This window comes from Lacibacter sp. MH-610 (assembly GCF_045780045.1).
Classification (GTDB): domain Bacteria; phylum Bacteroidota; class Bacteroidia; order Chitinophagales; family Chitinophagaceae; genus Lacibacter.
In genome coordinates this window covers 3,287,552-3,304,714 of record NZ_CP116002.1, presented here as the reverse complement: position 1 = coordinate 3,304,714, position 17,163 = coordinate 3,287,552, and the positions used below count along the sequence as shown (strand labels likewise).

The window sequence follows — 17,163 nt, the reverse complement described above, 5'->3', positions numbered from 1 at the left end:
ATTTAGTTGAATGAAGAAATTACAAATCATAATCCTTTTTTTTGTTGTTTCCTCTTTTGCATATGCGCAGGAAGGGGTTGAGAAATATTTTCCAAAGTCGCCCAATCCGCCAAGATTGGTAATTGATGACGAAAAGTTGAATTTGCTTACAACAGCACAGGAAGAAGCACTCGAAAAAAAATTAGTGGCCTATGACGACAGCACTTCCAATCAAATATTAATTGTTACCACAGCTGACATTGGTGATTATGATATTTCTGACTTTGCGGTTGCACTGGGCCGCAAGTGGGGCGTAGGCGGCAAGGAATTCAATAATGGGTTAATCATTGTTGTACTCGTACCCAAGGATGGAGGTAAACGCCAGGTGTGGATTGCTACGGGTTACGGATTAGAAGGAGCTATACCTGATATCACCGCAAAGCAGATTATTGATAACGACATCATCCCTAATTTTAAAGCTAATGATATTTACCGTGGGTTGGATGAAGGCACCAGCGATCTGATGCGTGCTGCTGCAGGTGAATACAAACCACCTGCCGGTTACAGTCAGCGAAGAGGAGGAAAAAAAGGTGGTAATCTCATTGTGGCCGCTATCATCTTTGTGGTTATCATGATCATATTATCAAATATCAACCGCCGTGGCGGTGGTGGTATGATGAGCCGTCGTGGTTATCGCCGATGGGATAATTCACCACCCATCTGGTGGTTTCCCTCCGGTGGCGGAGGTGGAAGTGGTGGTGGCTGGAGCGGCGGCGGAGGCGGTGGCTTCGGTGGATTTGGCGGCGGCAGTTTTGGTGGCGGCGGCGCCGGGGGAAGCTGGTAAGCAATGAACAATCATAAAAAAGAAAACCCGTTCAGTATTGAACGGGTTTTCTTTTTTACAGGTAAGCATCCAATCGCATCAATAGAAAAGCACCTGCAACAGCCAATGCCACCATTACCGGTAAAACAGAACCAAGCAGCCTGTTTTTTTGGAACAGTTTCGTATTGTAGTATAAAATCGGTAATAAGTAAAATGGATAGGCATTGATGATAAAAAAAAGAACATAGTTGAAGGTGGTGCCACTATTGGGTTGATCAAACATAACAATGGTCATAAAAAGTACAAATGGCCATAACAGCACAAGCAGCAGCATACCAAAATTCATAACCCGGAACCAATCGGGGAGTTCTCTGGAAAATAGTTCTTTGAATACGGATCGGAGCATTTGCATTTGGTTTTTGTATTTGCTTTACTGTTATAAAGTTATGCTACATAGAAAAAGCCGGTCAATTTTGTTGACCGGCTTTTCATCAAAAGGGTTGTTAATGCTTTAATTCTTCAACTGTCCTTTCACATAATCAATCTGCGCCTGCAGGGCATTTACATCAGCGCCGGGTTCTTTCTTAGCCGCTTCTTTTTTACCAATGATTGTTTTGAGCATATTATCAATCACAGGTGTTACACCAAACTGTTCAGGTATAGAGTTGCGGAATTTTACAATCTCATCCACACCACGTTTTACTTTCTCCGTGTCTTTAATCAAGCCTAAGAAATTAGCTAAGGAAGATGTAAGATTAAACTTCGCCTGTGTTAATCCCATTTTGCCGTAAGCAGCAATGATTTCATCAAACGCAGTTTCATCACCGCTCTTGATCAATACACTGCCGATGGCTTCGCTCAGTGTTCCTTTAGGATTGGTTTTGCTCAAACGTTTGGCCTCTGCCAATGCTGCTGCATTATCAACTTTCTCCAGCGCATTCAAAGCAGAACCACTCAGGGTGTAAGAAGAATCGTTGAGTAATGAACTGTACAATTCTTTGTATGCAGCTTTCTTGGTTTCAGCCAGTTTATCTACGGCAATGCTGCGGGTAATACGGGAAGGATCTTTTTGGGCAATGGCAGCTACCATGGGCTCCACCGCTTCCATCAGTTTCACTTTCTTTACATCAATACGTTGGATAGCAAGATTGCGGATACGGTCAAACGGATCAGCCAAAGCCTGTTTGATCAGTTCAATTGCTTTGGCATCATCTAACTTCTTCGATACAAAATCAACTGCTTCTCTTCTGTCGAGATACAAACCTGCATGTTTATACTGGTGAATGTAGTTGTCAATTGTTTTGTTTTCTTTCTTGGTGCATAGTAACACTTTGTCACCATCAAAATTGATGAGATCAGGTTGGGTGCTGCTGGCAAATTCAAAACTGTCAACTGCATTTTCTACCCAAACGGTATGACGTGTTTTGGAAGCACCATTGTAAATATCAATGGCAACCGGCAGGATAAAGATTTTGTCTTTCTGTGTTTGCTTTACAATCACTTTTGCTTTTTGAGTAGCTGCATCATAACTATAATTAATGTCCAGCGCCGGATGACCACTTCCGAAATACCATTGATTCCAGAACCAGTTCAGATCCTTACCGGTAACTTCTTCAAACGCCAAACGCAGCTGATGTGCTTCTGCAGCTTTGTATTTGTTGGTTGTTAAATACAGATTCAATGATTTAAAGAAAGCGCTGTCGCCCACATAATTGCGGAGCATGTGTAAGATGCGGCCACCTTTGTTGTAGCTCACCGCATCAAACATGTCTTCTTTATCAGCATAATAAAAGCGAACCAGGTCTTTCTTTTCGCTGCCACTTTGTAAATAACCATTCATGGCCTGGTAATGTGTAAAGGCTGCTTTGTCTTTGCCGTACTTGTATTCATCCCAAAGTAATTCACTATAGTTGGCAAATGATTCGTTCAATGTTAAGTTGCTCCAGCTTTCAGTAGTCACATAATCACCAAACCATTGGTGAAACAGTTCGTGGGCAATGGTGCCTTCCCATCCGTTTCCGTCTACTAATTCTCTGGCATCCTGCTGGGCACCTTCCTGGTGCAGGGTAGCGGTGGTATTTTCCATAGCGCCACTTACATAATCATGAGCCGTCATCTGGCCGTACTTCACCCAAGGGTATTCAACACCGGTGATTTTAGAAAAGAAGGTCATCATCTCGGGTGTGTGACCGAATATCTTTTTCGCAACAGAGGCATATTCCTTATCTACATAATACCAGACATCTTTGCCTTTCCAGGTATCTTTTACCACGGCAAAATCACCTGCTCCCATAAAAAACAGGTAAGGGGCATGTGGCAGGTCCATTTTCCAGTAATCTGTACGGGTACCGTTGCTGTTGGGTTTCTGGCTCATGAGTTTTCCATTGCTCAGCGTTACCCATTTGGCAGGCACGGTTAAATAAAACTCCTGCGTGGTTTTTTGATTGGGGCGGTCAATGGTAGGAATCCAAACGCTGGTGCCTTCTGTTTCGCCCTGGGTCCATATTTGTGTGGGCTTGTCTTTTTCTTCACCCTTGGGATTAATGAAGTACAATCCTTTTGCATCGCTGATGGCCGCACTGCCCTTGGCTTTGTATTCATTGGGCTTGGCCTTGTAATCAATATATACAGTAAAAGATTCGCCGCCTTTGTAGGTTTTATCGAGTGAAATTTTCAGTGTCAGCCCGTCATAATCATATTTCAATTTGGAGCGGGTGCTTCCTTTTACAATGGCTACTTCATTAATATCCATTCCCTTGGCATCCAGTTCCAGCTCATTGCTGGCATAAAAATGGGGTTTGAGGGTAAGCCATGCTTTCCCGTTTAAATAAGCATTGGGAATATCAAAACCGGCTTCCAGTCTGGTGTGGATCAGGCTGTGCTTTTTTTCAGGTGTGGCACGGTATATTTTTTTCCAGCTGGTGTCTTGTATTTCACCATCCTGGGCAAAACTTACAAACACTAAAAAGAGCAGGGCTGTAAGCAATAGAAGTTGTTTGTTCATAATGGAATTACTTTTTTTGAGTTTGTAAAGATAGCGGCAGGAGGTTTCATTGTCATTTATTTTGACAAAAGGTTTTTTAAAAGGATTGGTAAAAAAAATTAGCTTTGTCACATGCGTAGATACAAGGGTAAACTTATTGGATTATTGGTGGTGATGCTCGTTCTCAGTTCCGGTAGTCTTGTGGCACAACTCAATCATTTTTTATACCTGCAGTCAGATAATAACCAGCCGTTCTACATTCGCTATAACAGTAAAATCATCAGTTCCACTTCCAGTGGTTATCTGATTCTCAGTAAATTGAAAGAAGGGTCTGTAGAAATCATAGTAGGCTTTCCTCAATCAAAACAACCGGAACAACCCTTTCAGATAAACGTTGATAAAACAGAAAAAGGATATCTCATCAAAAACTTTGGTGAAAAGGGTTGGGGCTTATTTGATTTGCAAACAGCTGCCGTGGTATATGCCGCCTCGCCGGCAGCCGTAGTTCAAGGCAACAGTACAACGCCGGCAACCAAGCCGGCTGATGATCCTTTTGCAAACATGCTTTCCAATGTAACACAGGATACAACGGTTAAGAATGTTACTGTAAAAAAACAGGAACCCAAACCTGATACACCTAAGTTGGTAACAGCACCGGTAAAAACAGAAATAAAACAGGATACACCCAAACCTGTTGTTACAGAATCAAAGCCAGATGTCGTAACCACTCCACCTGTGCAGGAAAAAATTCAAAAGGTGGATACTCCTTTGCAGCAAACAATTACACCAATGAATCCGGGTGTAAAAGATACGGTTGTAAAAGTGCAGGAACCGGTTCAGCAAGAGCCTGTGTGGACAGCCCCTTCAAAAACGCCGGTACAACAGATCCGCAAATTTGAAAGCAGGGAAGGAGTGGATTGTGTGTTTGAAGTAACGGAAACGAATGGGCGAAAAGATACCATCAGGATTTTTATTGCTGCGGATAGTTCGTTCGTGCAAACCGAAGTAAAAGAGGAGCCGGTTACAGAAATCAAAAAAGATACGATTGTTCCTGTTCAGCAACAGGTACTGCCAAAAACCGAAGAAAAGAAAGAAGAAATAAAGCAAACAGTTGATACACCGCTCGTTGTGAAAGAGCAACCCAAAACAGAACCATCAGCACCTGCGTTACAGGTTACAAAACCCGTAGCTGATCCAGTTACAGAAACAAAACCTGCTGCCATACCGAACAGTAATTGCAAAGATAATGCAGGGGAAGATGATTTTATGAAGCTTCGCAAACGCATGGCTGCACAATCAAAAGAAGAGGCCATGGTAAGCGAGGCAAAAAAAGTATTTAAGACTAAGTGTTTCTCTACGACACAGCTAAAGAATCTGGCGGTATTGTTTCTAACTGATGAATGGCGCTACCGTTTTTATGATGCTGCCTTGCCTTTTGTGTCAGACTTTGGTTCTTTTAAATCTTTGGGTGATACGATTACAGACGATTATTACAGGAAACGTTTCCAGGCACTCCTGCCTAATCAATAACACATGCCACGTTATTTTCTTGAACTTGCTTATAAGGGTGAACGGTACAGTGGTTTCCAGGTGCAGGAAAATGCTGTAACGGTTCAATCAGAAGTACAGAAAGCATTTCAGGTTTTTTACAGGAAAGAAGTAGAACTTACAGGTTCCTCCCGTACAGATGCAGGTGTACATGCCTTACAGAATTACTTTCATTTTGATTGGGATGGGGAGGTCTTAGAAAAGCATCTCTATAACATCAATGCAATTTTACCGGGTGATATTGTGCTTAGGTCAGTGAAACAGGTTGCGCCAGAAGCTCATAGTCGTTTTAATGCCACCAGCCGGGAATACAAATACTATATTTATTTTGAAAAGAACCCCTTCCTGGAAGACCGTGCCTGGTTTTTCCCGTATAAACTGGATCTGGAACTACTCCATCAAACGGCAGCAATCATAAAGTCCAATACACATTTTCTTTCCTTCTCCCGCCAGAATACGCAGGTTAAAACATTTGATTGTACAATAATGGAGAGCTACTGGATACAGGAGCAGGAGATGTTAGTCTATAATGTAAAAGCCAACCGTTTCGTGCGTGGAATGGTGCGTGCCCTGGTTTCCAGCATGATGCAGGTGGCACGTGGCAACAGGTCAATCACTGATTTTCAGCGGCTTTTCACAGATCCTAAGCAGGCCTCTGCTGATTTTTCAGCACCTGCAAAAGGGCTGTTTTTGTGCAAAGTGAACTACCCCGATGCACAGTTTTCAAAATAATTTGAAAAATTTTTTCGGCGCAAACCTAATACAGCATTGAGTTATAGAATTCGTGAAAAAATAACTTTTTAAAAAGTTTGGTTTGTGTTTCTGTACGCCCTTATCTTTGCAACCCGCAAATGAAAAAAGCGGTAGTTCTTCGAAAGGGTTTTAAGGTGAATTCTCCAATGAAATTTCATTCTTTTTTAAAAAATCGGATGAAAAAAATTTGAAAAAAAAGTTTCAGAAAAAGTTGGTTGAAATGTAAATCCCCTTACCTTTGCACTCCGTTCAAAAAACGGGTCACGAAAAAAGCAAAAAGTTCTTTGAAAGATTGGAAGCAACAGCAACGTTTTAAATGATTTTAGAACGGGTAAACAAGCGTAACAAAATTCGATAAACGACACGTTAATTTCAAAGTTAACAATGTCAGTATCAAACAACATTTACAATGGAGAGTTTGATCCTGGCTCAGGATGAACGCTAGCGGCAGGCTTAATACATGCAAGTCGTGGGGCAGCAGGTTTGTAGCAATACAGACGCTGGCGACCGGCAAACGGGTGCGGAACACGTACGCAACCTCCCTCTAACTGGAAGATAGCCCACCGAAAGGTGGATTAATACTCCATAACATATTGAAGTGGCATCACTTTAATATTAAAGCTCCGGCGGTAAGAGATGGGCGTGCGTCTGATTAGGTAGTTGGCGGGGTAACGGCCCACCAAGCCTGCGATCAGTAGCTGATGTGAGAGCATGATCAGCCACACGGGCACTGAGACACGGGCCCGACTCCTACGGGAGGCAGCAGTAAGGAATATTGGTCAATGGACGCAAGTCTGAACCAGCCATGCCGCGTGGAGGATGAAGGTCCTCTGGATTGTAAACTTCTTTTCTCTGGGACGAAACCCCCGATTTCCATCGGGCCTGACGGTACCAGAGGAATAAGCACCGGCTAACTCCGTGCCAGCAGCCGCGGTAATACGGAGGGTGCAAGCGTTATCCGGATTCACTGGGTTTAAAGGGTGCGTAGGCGGGTTTGTAAGTCAGTGGTGAAATCCCCGAGCTTAACTTGGGAACTGCCATTGATACTGCAAGTCTTGAATTTTCTGGAGGTAAGCGGAATATGTCATGTAGCGGTGAAATGCTTAGATATGACATAGAACACCCATTGCGAAGGCAGCTTACTACGGGAATATTGACGCTGAGGCACGAAAGCGTGGGGATCAAACAGGATTAGATACCCTGGTAGTCCACGCCCTAAACGATGATTACTCGACATTAGCGATATTACAGTTAGTGTCTAAGCGAAAGCATTAAGTAATCCACCTGGGAAGTACGACCGCAAGGTTGAAACTCAAAGGAATTGGCGGGGGTCCGCACAAGTGGTGGAGCATGTGGTTTAATTCGATGATACGCGAGGAACCTTACCTGGGCTAGAATGCTGGGAGATCGATGGTGAAAGCCATCTTTGTAGCAATACACTGCCAGTAAGGTGCTGCATGGCTGTCGTCAGCTCGTGCCGTGAGGTGTTGGGTTAAGTCCCGCAACGAGCGCAACCCCTATCTTTAGTTGCCATCAGGTAATGCTGGGAACTCTAAAGAAACTGCCGTCGTAAGACGTGAGGAAGGAGGGGATGATGTCAAGTCATCATGGCCTTTATGCCCAGGGCTACACACGTGCTACAATGGGAAGGACAAAGGGCTGCCACTTAGCGATAAGGAGCTAATCCCAAAAACCTTCTCTCAGTTCAGATTGGAGTCTGCAACTCGACTCCATGAAGCTGGAATCACTAGTAATCGTATATCAGCAATGATACGGTGAATACGTTCCCGGACCTTGCACACACCGCCCGTCAAACCATGGAAGCTGGGTGTACCTAAAGTCGGTAACCGCAAGGAGCCGCCTAGGGTAAAACTAGTGACTGGGGTTAAGTCGTAACAAGGTAGCCGTACCGGAAGGTGCGGCTGGAATACCTCCTTTTAGAGCATGCTGTTTACTGCTGTTGCTTTTCCACTTTCAAGATTTAAGTTCTTATATTTTTAGTGTTCGGCCAGTTGCGGATTAAATGGCTAATTGGCTAATTAAATAGATCCGTAGCTCAGTTGGTTAGAGCGCTACACTGATAATGTAGAGGTCCCCAGTTCAAATCTGGGCGGGTCTACTAAAACTTCAGGAGGGGGGTTAGCTCAGTTGGCTAGAGCACCTGCCTTGCACGCAGGGGGTCATCGGTTCGACTCCGATATCCTCCACAATTAAAGTTCTTTATTTGATGTTGACTTATAGGTCTGTTGATTCGTAATCAAGACATCAGCTTATTAGATACAGCAATGTATTTATAAGTTCTTTGACATATTGGGATAAAACAAGTTGTAATTGTAATTGAAAGGCGATTAGTATAATAACTCTTTTAAAGCGAATAAGGGCGTATGGTGGATGCCTTGGGTCTGAGAGGCGATGAAGGACGTGGTAAGCTGCGATAAGCTTCGGGGAGCTGCACACAAGCGTTATATCCGAAGATTTCCGAATGGGACAACCCAGCACACTGAAGGTGTGTTATCCGAAAGGAAGCCAACCTCCTGAACTGAAACATCTAAGTAGGGAGAGGAAAAGAAAATAACAATGATTCCCTGAGTAGTGGCGAGCGAAACGGGAAGAGCCCAAACTTAAGCGGCGTGCCGCTTGAGGGTTGTAGGACTGCATTTAGAAGCTCTCATCAAACTGAATCTTCTGGAAAGTTGAACCATAGCAGGTGATAGTCCTGTAGGTAGAAATTGAGAGGGACGAGCAGTATCCTGAGTACGGCGGGACCGGAGGAATCCTGCCTGAATCTGTCGGCACCATCCGATAAGGCTAAATACTCCTCAGACACCGATAGTGAACCAGTACCGTAAGGGAAAGGTGAAAAGAACCCCGAAACAGGGGAGTGAAATAGTACCTGAAACCGTACGCTTACAAGCGGTCGGAGTCCAGCAATGGATGACGGCGTGCCTTTTGCATAATGAACCTACGAGTTACTCCTCACTGGCGAGGTTAAGTTCTTTAGTAACGGAGCCGAAGCGAAAGCGAGTCCGAACAGGGCGCTTAGTCAGTGGGGGTAGACGCGAAACTTTGTGATCTATCCATGGGCAGGATGAAGGAGGGGTAACACTCTCTGGAGGTCCGAACTCATTAACGTTGAAAAGTTATGGGATGACCTGTGGATAGGGGTGAAAGGCCAATCAAACTGAGAGATAGCTCGTTCTCCCCGAAATGTTTTTAGGAACAGCCTCGGATATAAGAAGTGTGTAAGAGGTAGAGCTACTGATTGGGCTAGGGGGCTTCACCGCCTACCAAACCCTGACAAACTCCGAATGCTTACACATATCTCCGGGAGTGAGGCTGCGGGCGCTAAGGTCCGTGGCCGAGAGGGAAATAACCCAGATTAGCAACTAAGGTCCCTAATACGTAGTTAAGTTGAACAAACGAGGTAGGACTTCTATAACAGCCAGGATGTTTGCTTGGAAGCAGCAATTCATTTAAAGAGTGCGTAACAGCTCACTGGTCGAGAGGTCCCGCACGGAAAATGATCGGGCATCAAACTACGAACCGAAGTTCTAAAATTACTACCATGTAGTTAATTGGTAGGGGAGCATTGAAATCTGCTGCGAAGGTGTCTGGTGATGGATGCTGGAGCGATTTCAAAAGAAAATGTAGGTATGAGTAGCGATAAAAGTAGTGAAAAACTACTTCGCCGTAAGTCCAAGGTTTCCTGATCAACGTTAATCGGATCAGGGTTAGTCGGGTCCTTAGGCAAACCCGAAAGGGGTAGTCGATGGAAAGTTGGTTAATATTCCAACACTTGCTTTTGTTTCGATGGGGTAACGGGGTAGTGAAAGAACCGCCATCTTACGGAATAGATGGTTAAAGCGTGTAGATATATTTTTTGCAGGTAAATCCGCAGAGAATGTCGAACGTGATAGTACCACAATGCTTCGGCGGCGTGGATAGTGTTCCTAATCAAACCTCCGAGAAAAACCTCTAAGGCTAGGCAAAAGCAACCCGTACCGTAATCCGACACAGGTGGACGGGATGAATATTCTAAGGCGCTCGGGTGAGCCGTGGAGAAGGAACTAGGCAAATTGACGCTGTAACTTCGGGATAAAGCGTACCTACTTCGGTAGGTCTCAGTAAAATGGTTCAACCAACTGTTTAGCAAAAACACAGGGCCCTGCAAAATCGAAAGATGACGTATAGAGCCTGATACCTGCCCGGTGCTGGAAGGTTAAGGAAGGATGTTCGGCGCAAGCCAAAGCTTCTGACTGAAGCCCCAGTAAACGGCGGCCGTAACTATAACGGTCCTAAGGTAGCGAAATTCCTTGTCGGGTAAGTTCCGACCTGCACGAATGGTCTAATGAGTTGAACACTGTCTCCTCCACGAGCCCGGTGAAATTGTAGTATCGGTGAAGATGCCGGTTACCCGCCACGGGACGGAAAGACCCCGTGAACCTTCACTACAACTTTGCATTGATTTTGAATTACGGATGTGTAGAATAGTTGGGACGCTTTGAAGCATTGCCGCCAGGTAGTGTGGAGCGGTCGTTGAAATACCAACCTTCTTTGATTTAGAATCTAATCCCTTACGGGAAACAGTGCATGGTGGGTAGTTTGACTGGGGTGGTCGCCTCCTAAAAAGTAACGGAGGCTCGCAAAGGTACCCTCAGTACGGTTGGTAATCGTACGTAGAGCGCATTAGTATAAGGGTGCTTGACTGTGAGGCACACAAGCCGAGCAGGAGCGAAAGCTGGCTAAAGTGATCCGGCGGTTCTGCATGGAAGGGCCGTCGCTCAAAGGATAAAAGGTACTCCGGGGATAACAGGCTGATCTCCCCCAAGAGCTCATATCGACGGGGAGGTTTGGCACCTCGATGTCGGTTCGTCACATCCTGGGGCTGGAGAAGGTCCCAAGGGTTCGGCTGTTCGCCGATTAAAGTGGCACGTGAACTGGGTTCAGAACGTCGCAAGACAGTTCGGTCCCTATCTGTGGTGGGCGCTAGTAAATTGAGTGGACATGACCTTAGTACGAGAGGACCGGGTCGTACGTACCGCTGGTGTATCTGTTGTGCCGCCAGGTGCAGTGCAGAGTAGCTATGTACGGACAGGATAAACGCTGAAAGCATCTAAGCGTGAAACCTTCCACAAGATGAGTTTACTTTTAAGGGCTGTCAAAGACGATGACGTTGATAGGCTACAGATGTAAAACTGGTAACAGTAAAGTCGAGTAGTACTAATTGCCCGTAAGCTTTAATTTTTTTTATCGTCTTTCATTTGATTACAACTTTTCCCAATATGATCTTATTTATGCTGTGAATAACAGTGAAGATTTTATGGTGGTTTTGCCGAAGGTGTTCACCTCTTCCCATACCGAACAGAGAAGTTAAGCCCTTCATGGCCGATGGTACTGCACAACAATGCGGGAGAGTAGGTAGCTGCCATATTTATTGAGCCCTGACATTTATGTCGGGGCTTTTTTTTGTACATATGTCACCACAATTAACCTGCAGGCGACGATACAAATTCATCATACAAATTACCTGATGCTGTTTTGATTGTTTTGTTTTCAAAGGGATTGAGGTTATATGCCTCAAAAGTTCTGTCTTTAGTGAATCCTATTGATGTAAATGGAGTACAGTGATGAACTGAAAGGAATTTATGTTCCTGATGAATTGGGATTACAAACTTGTAACTATTGTGTTTTTTAATTGAATTAGTATTGTGGTTTGATTTGCCACGAGATGCACTGATTGACACGAATCAGATTTATGTGTTTCTTTCTTTAAAATTACTATGTTACTATTTCGAGAATCTTTATTGATAAAATTGGTATCTGAATGATGTCTTTATTATAGTATGTAGCATCATCTAATTAACTGTACTGTTCCTTTTTTGACCACTTTCTTTCCGGTAAAATCTGTACCACTTACCATCCATACATAAGTATCCGGTGCCTGCGGAATTCCTTTGTAGGTGCCATCCCACCCATCTTTAACTGTTGGTGAAGTGTATAATAAATTTCCCCAGCGATTAAAGACACGGAAGTAATCAAATTTAGAGATGCCTACTGCAATGGGTCGAAATACATCATTCAAATTGTTTGCATCCGGTGTAAAGGCTGTTGGTACAAAAATGTCAGGTGCTGTCTTAAAGATTCGGATGTTAACGGTATCAAATCCGAAACAGCCTTCAGGAGTAGTGGCTTTCATGATATAACTAAACCGTTCCACTGAACTATTAAATACTGCAACCGGATTTGCTATATCTGCATTATTCAAAAAAGCAGGTGGTGACCATTGATAAAATGTTGCCCCACTGCCGCTGAATTGCAAAGGCTGACCTATTACAACTGCCGTATCATTTCCGGCAAATGCTTTTACAGGAGGAATTACAATTACCCGAACTGTATCAAACACCGGTTTCGGACAACCAAGTGTATCTGTTCCTCTTAAAATGAAATTAGTTGTTGCCAGTGGAAAAGCAAATGTTGTGGTGGCTGTGGGGTTGTTTACGAACCGAGCCGGTGACCAAAGCCAACTACTCGCATTTCCGCTTCCTGTGAGCAGTGCTGTGTCTTTAAAACAAATAGTAGGGTCGGGGCCAGCATTCACAACAGGATATGGAACTGTTCTAACGGTAACTGTTGTGCTATTATTGCATTTTCCAATCCTGGAAATGACAGTGAAAGTTGTAGATGCAGCAACAGGAGTTGCAACAGCATTTTTAATATTGGGATCTGCAAATAATGCCGGGGGACTCCAGCTATAATACAAACCATCACTTACAGGTCTTAATGTAACCGGATCGCCACGACAAATTGTGGTATCGCTCATAGGCAATATGGTTACTACGTCTTTAACATCCACTTTTACAGAGTCAGTATTAAAACAGCCAGGGGCCAGTGTAAGAGTAACATAATAGGTGGTTGGAATATCTGGACTTACCAATGGATTATTGATGGTAAGATTGTTGATATTATAGTTAGGCGACCAACTGAACGTTCCCACTCCAACTGCATTCAGCCGGAGTGTATCAATAGAACAAATGAGCGTGTCATTCGTAAGCTGAAGCGGGGGTTTATCGCTGATAGTGAGCTGATGCGAAATTGTATCTAAACAACCTTTACTGCTGCCTACTAATAATTTCACACGGTAAGTTCCGTTTTGTGTATAAGCATAAAGCGGATTACGGATAATTGAAGTATCTGAAAAAATACCGTTTACTCCGAAATCCCAAAACCAATAATTGGGTGTACCATAAGCAGATGTTGTTGCATCCCTGAATTGAATGGGTACATTTTTACAACCATTGTAATATTGAAAATCGGGGGTAAAACCAGGAAATACATAAATATCGGAGTAGGCAGTATCAGTACATACTTCACCACGGTTAACTATGAGGCGAACTTTGTATAAACCTGTATCTGTAAAAGTGAAAGTGGGAGCTGATTGATTAGAAGTGTCATTCAATACACCGGCTACTCCAAAATCCCAACTCCATGTTTTTACCTGGTTGCTGTTTGTAAGATTGTTGAATGTATAAGTAAAGCCATCACAGGTACGATTATCAACCGGTAGTTCTGCATCTGCAAAATCACAATCGGAAATGCGGAGGATAAAATCTTTTCTATGAATTGAAATTGCTTTACCACGCCGCCATTCAGTAATACACACACTCACAACCCAAAATGAAGCACCGCTGGGATTAATAACACCTCCTGAAGGTGCAATACCTGAGATGATGCCTGTTTTTGTGTTAATGCTTACTTGCGGGCCCATCGGGTTAGAGCCATTATAACTTCCTATATAGCCAAGAGAGCCATAAGGTGGTGCAAAGGGTGGGGTAATTTCTGCATTTGTAATACCTACGCTGGGATAGGCTTCGCAGAAACTGAAGCTTAATGAATCTATCGGGTCAGGATCTGATGCAGAGAATGGCAAATCAAATTTTTTATTGCGGCATACCAGTATCGTATCCTTTACATCAAACACCGGGCTTGAATTTGTTTCATTACCCAGCACATCTGTTCCGGGTATATTAGCTGTATAAGTGGCGCCTTGTGATGGCCCAGCATTTGAAAGCCCATTTAACCGGCAGCAGGATTGAAATGCTATCGTATAACCTGTTGCATTTAATGGAAGTTCAAACTGAGTTGTATACAGCCCTATCTGGTAACAAACAGTTGGCGGATTTTGAATGCAGGTGAATGGATTTTGTAATTGAATATCTTGTCTGCTGGTTCTGTTAACATTTCTGCCGGCAATAAAGGTGGCGTTTGAACCATTTATAAATACACCTAATGAAACTACATTCGGCAACTCAGCTAATCCAACGGGGCCTGAATTTTGCTGGGGATTGCAATCACGAAACAAACGAAGTGTGACTTCATAAATTCTGTTTGTTCCGGAACCGGGGCCGATATAGCGGTAATACATTTCACCACCGGATATATGCCCGGCAGTTACGTGTAAACACGCTATCGTTAACAGAATAAATACCAGCAGTTTTTTCATTTGCTATTGCTTAGAGCTGTTGGACGATTGATTTGTTGCACCAACTGCAAAAATTCTTCCAAAGTCCGGTTGAGAACAGATGTTGCTTCCCACATGCCCATATGAGCAATCTCTTCTATATATTTAATCATGGTTATTGCGGGCAGTGATGCCTGTTGCAGCGCATCTGCAGGATTCACTGCTTTATCTTCGCTACCAATGAAAAAAAGGACCGGCTTATTTGTTTGCTGTAACAATGTCGTTCTTGCAGGTCTGTTAATCATAGCCGTGTAATAGCCAATTAAAACTTCTTTTGAAAATTGACGTCCCTGTTCAATTAGTTCAGCTACCAGCCCTGTATGTTCCTGTTTGAATTTGTCAGCAAACAAATTAGGGATTGTGGCTTTTATAAACTCATAGGCGCTGTTTTGCTGAATGAATTCTATACTCTTTAAACGTGCCTGCTTTTTTTCTTCGTTATCAGCATAGGCGGTGGAATGTATTAAGCCTAAGGCATGAAAGCGATGCGGATATTTTTCCATCAGGGCCAAGGCGATATAACCACCCATGGAGTGACCAATTACTGTACAAACTTCTGTTCTTTCTTCATTCAGTATTTGCAATATGTCTTCCGCCATTTGTTCAATTGACCCAGGCGGAGGTAATGCAGCTGATGCACCGCTTCCTCTCAAATCCGGTACAATAAGTTGACAGGAAGTTTTCAGAAAATCAATCTGATGGTTCCAGATCCGGCTGTCTTCTCCAAAACCATGAATGAGCAGAACCGGTGCACCTGCTCCATAGATTTTATAAGAAATCATTTCCTGCATAGCGTTGAAATTACTAAATGTAACCGGTAAAGTTGTTTGTGCTTTTTGATTTGAGAAATGATTAACGAAGGCGGGGGTATTAAGTTCATTTATTGCTGAACCTCTTATACAATACAACTAGCCAAATGAGTGCTGTGATGATTAAAGCTGCTTTGCTTAATAAATCGCCATAGCGAACAAAGAAGGTTTTGTTTTGTACTGCGGGGAGTTGATGTTTTATTGCAGATTCCTTCCACCATGGTTGCGGATCAATTACTGTTCCTGAAGGATCAATAAAGCAACTGATGCCTGTATTGGCACTGCGTACTACCCATGTCCTGGTTTCAATGGCACGAAGCCTGGCATACAGTTGATGTTGTTTGTGGCCGGGTGTATTTCCCCACCATCCGTCATTGGTGATAATGGTGATGAGGTTAGCACCGTTGGACACATATTGACTCATGTATTCGCCATAAATACTTTCATAACAAATAGCAGGCGCCAGTATCCATTGTTTAGTGGTGGTTACAGGTGTACGTTCTTTTTGGGTGGCATAACCGCCGGCTGTACCGCCGAATTTTTCAAATACAGGTCCAAGGAAAAGTAAAAACTTCGGCAATGTTTCTACACCGGGTACCAGCATTGATTTGTGATAAAATTGTTTGGCGCCGGTACTATCCATCAACACACTTCCATTGTACACTTCATAATAATTAGAAGTGCCTTCAATAGGTTTTGCCACGTTGGATACTTTTTCATTGAAGACCCGGTAACTCTCAATGCCGGTAAACAATTGGAGATCGGGATGTCGTTTTAAGAAATCAAACAATGGATTTAAAAAGAAATTAGTGTTGAGATTAGTTTCATCAAAACCATTAGCAGAGTACAATGCAGTTTCCGGCCAAACGAGTAAGGATGTTGAGCTGTCAATTTTTGATTCACTTAAACGGATGAGTTTTTGCAGTTGCATTTCAAAGGTACCCGTTGCCAGTTTTTCATAGGGATCGATATTAGGCTGTACTACAACAACCGATTTATTATTTCCTGATGGTGTATGCAGCCATTTTTTTTCAATGAGCAGGGATAGGGATACAGGCGCAATTAATAAAACTGCTATCCATGCTGTTTGTTTTATTCTTTGTATTGCTGAATGATGAAGCGCAGAAAGAAATTTATAGACGAGTACATTTATCAAAAGTATCCATAAAGTGCCTCCGCTGGTACCTGTGTATTCATACCACTGAACCCATTCTGTTCTGGATGCAAATACATTGCCCAATGTAAGCCAAGGCCAGCTTAATCCCCAATCCTGCAGATGGATGTATTCAAAACTCATCCAGAAAACAGTAAAAGATGGATAGGCCCACACTGCTCCGAGTTTTCTGTGTATGTAATTAAAACCCATCCATGGAATACACATGAGCAAACTGTTTGTAACGATGGCCATAACAGCACCCACAGCAGTTGAGTTCCAGATCCACCAGGTAGTACTAACATTCCAAACAAATAACGCAAGGTATATAAGTGAAAAAAACTTGACTCTTGAAAACTGCTGATCCCGGATGAAGAACAATGGGATGAACGCAAAAAAAGCGGCTGCAGTAAAACTTACAGGAGGCCAGGATAAGTAAAACAGGAAGCCGGAAAGCAATGATAAGAAAACAGGATAAGCTTTTCTCACTTTATTGATTTATGTAAAAATAAATGAAAGCCGGTGATAAGCTCTGGCCTTTTGTTTTTAAACAAGCAAGTAACACTAAATCCCCGGTAAGACCGCTTACAGCGGGCG

General features: G+C 43.3%; 8 protein-coding genes, 2 tRNA genes and 3 rRNA genes. 8 read left to right on the top strand and 5 right to left on the bottom strand.

Features of this window, described 5'->3' with window-relative positions; translation table 11 throughout:
• Positions 1-10: 10 nt before the first annotated feature.
• Entirely contained in the window at positions 11-823 is an 813-nt protein-coding gene (locus PDL71_RS15195) for a TPM domain-containing protein (protein ID WP_407522561.1), read from the top strand.
• Between the two features lie 55 nt (positions 824-878).
• Here PDL71_RS15195 and PDL71_RS15190 read toward each other — a convergent pair whose 3' ends face one another.
• The gene (locus tag PDL71_RS15190; protein WP_407522559.1) at positions 879-1,208 is read right to left on the bottom strand and encodes a hypothetical protein; all 330 of its coding nucleotides are present in this window, start codon (positions 1,206-1,208) and stop codon (positions 879-881) included.
• Between the two features lie 105 nt (positions 1,209-1,313).
• Positions 1,314-3,806, bottom strand: coding sequence for a M1 family aminopeptidase (locus PDL71_RS15185; RefSeq protein WP_407522557.1), 2,493 nt, complete (start codon positions 3,804-3,806; stop codon positions 1,314-1,316).
• A 111-nt stretch (positions 3,807-3,917) separates the two neighbouring features.
• Here PDL71_RS15185 and PDL71_RS15180 point away from each other — a divergent pair, with 111 nt between their 5' ends.
• From PDL71_RS15180 to rrf, 7 genes are all read left to right on the top strand, one after another.
• A complete protein-coding gene (locus PDL71_RS15180; RefSeq protein ID WP_407522555.1) occupies positions 3,918-5,315 on the top strand; it encodes a hypothetical protein in 1,398 nt (465 codons plus the stop codon).
• 3 nt (positions 5,316-5,318) lie between these two features.
• Positions 5,319-6,065 carry a tRNA pseudouridine(38-40) synthase TruA gene (gene truA, locus PDL71_RS15175; RefSeq protein WP_407522553.1) on the top strand — a complete coding sequence of 249 codons (747 nt, stop codon included), beginning with the start codon at positions 5,319-5,321 and terminating at the stop codon, positions 6,063-6,065.
• 427 nt (positions 6,066-6,492) lie between these two features.
• A 16S ribosomal RNA gene (locus PDL71_RS15170) occupies positions 6,493-8,024 on the top strand.
• 107 nt (positions 8,025-8,131) lie between these two features.
• Positions 8,132-8,205: transfer RNA gene (locus PDL71_RS15165), tRNA-Ile, on the top strand.
• A 14-nt stretch (positions 8,206-8,219) separates the two neighbouring features.
• Positions 8,220-8,293 (top strand) — tRNA-Ala (locus PDL71_RS15160).
• Between the two features lie 157 nt (positions 8,294-8,450).
• A 23S ribosomal RNA gene (locus tag PDL71_RS15155) occupies positions 8,451-11,330 on the top strand.
• A 75-nt stretch (positions 11,331-11,405) separates the two neighbouring features.
• A 5S ribosomal RNA gene (gene rrf / locus PDL71_RS15150) occupies positions 11,406-11,517 on the top strand.
• Together the 16S, 23S and 5S rRNA genes with 2 tRNA genes alongside form the textbook arrangement of a ribosomal RNA operon.
• 420 nt (positions 11,518-11,937) lie before the next feature.
• On the opposite strand, the gene PDL71_RS15145 is transcribed toward rrf, so the two are convergent.
• The 3 genes from PDL71_RS15145 to lnt all read right to left on the bottom strand — a co-directional run bounded on the left by PDL71_RS15145 (position 11,938) and on the right by lnt (position 17,055).
• On the bottom strand, positions 11,938-14,586 hold the full coding sequence (locus tag PDL71_RS15145) for a PKD domain-containing protein (RefSeq protein WP_407522551.1): 2,649 nt from the start codon (positions 14,584-14,586) through the stop codon (positions 11,938-11,940).
• Positions 14,583-15,395 (bottom strand): alpha/beta fold hydrolase, encoded by an 813-nt coding sequence (locus PDL71_RS15140; protein WP_407522549.1) that lies wholly within the window; start codon positions 15,393-15,395, stop codon positions 14,583-14,585. The genes PDL71_RS15145 and PDL71_RS15140 overlap by 4 nt, the downstream gene beginning before the upstream one ends.
• A gap of 85 nt (positions 15,396-15,480) precedes the next feature.
• On the bottom strand, positions 15,481-17,055 hold the full coding sequence (lnt, locus tag PDL71_RS15135; RefSeq protein WP_407522547.1) for an apolipoprotein N-acyltransferase: 1,575 nt from the start codon (positions 17,053-17,055) through the stop codon (positions 15,481-15,483).
• Positions 17,056-17,163: the final 108 nt, after the last annotated feature.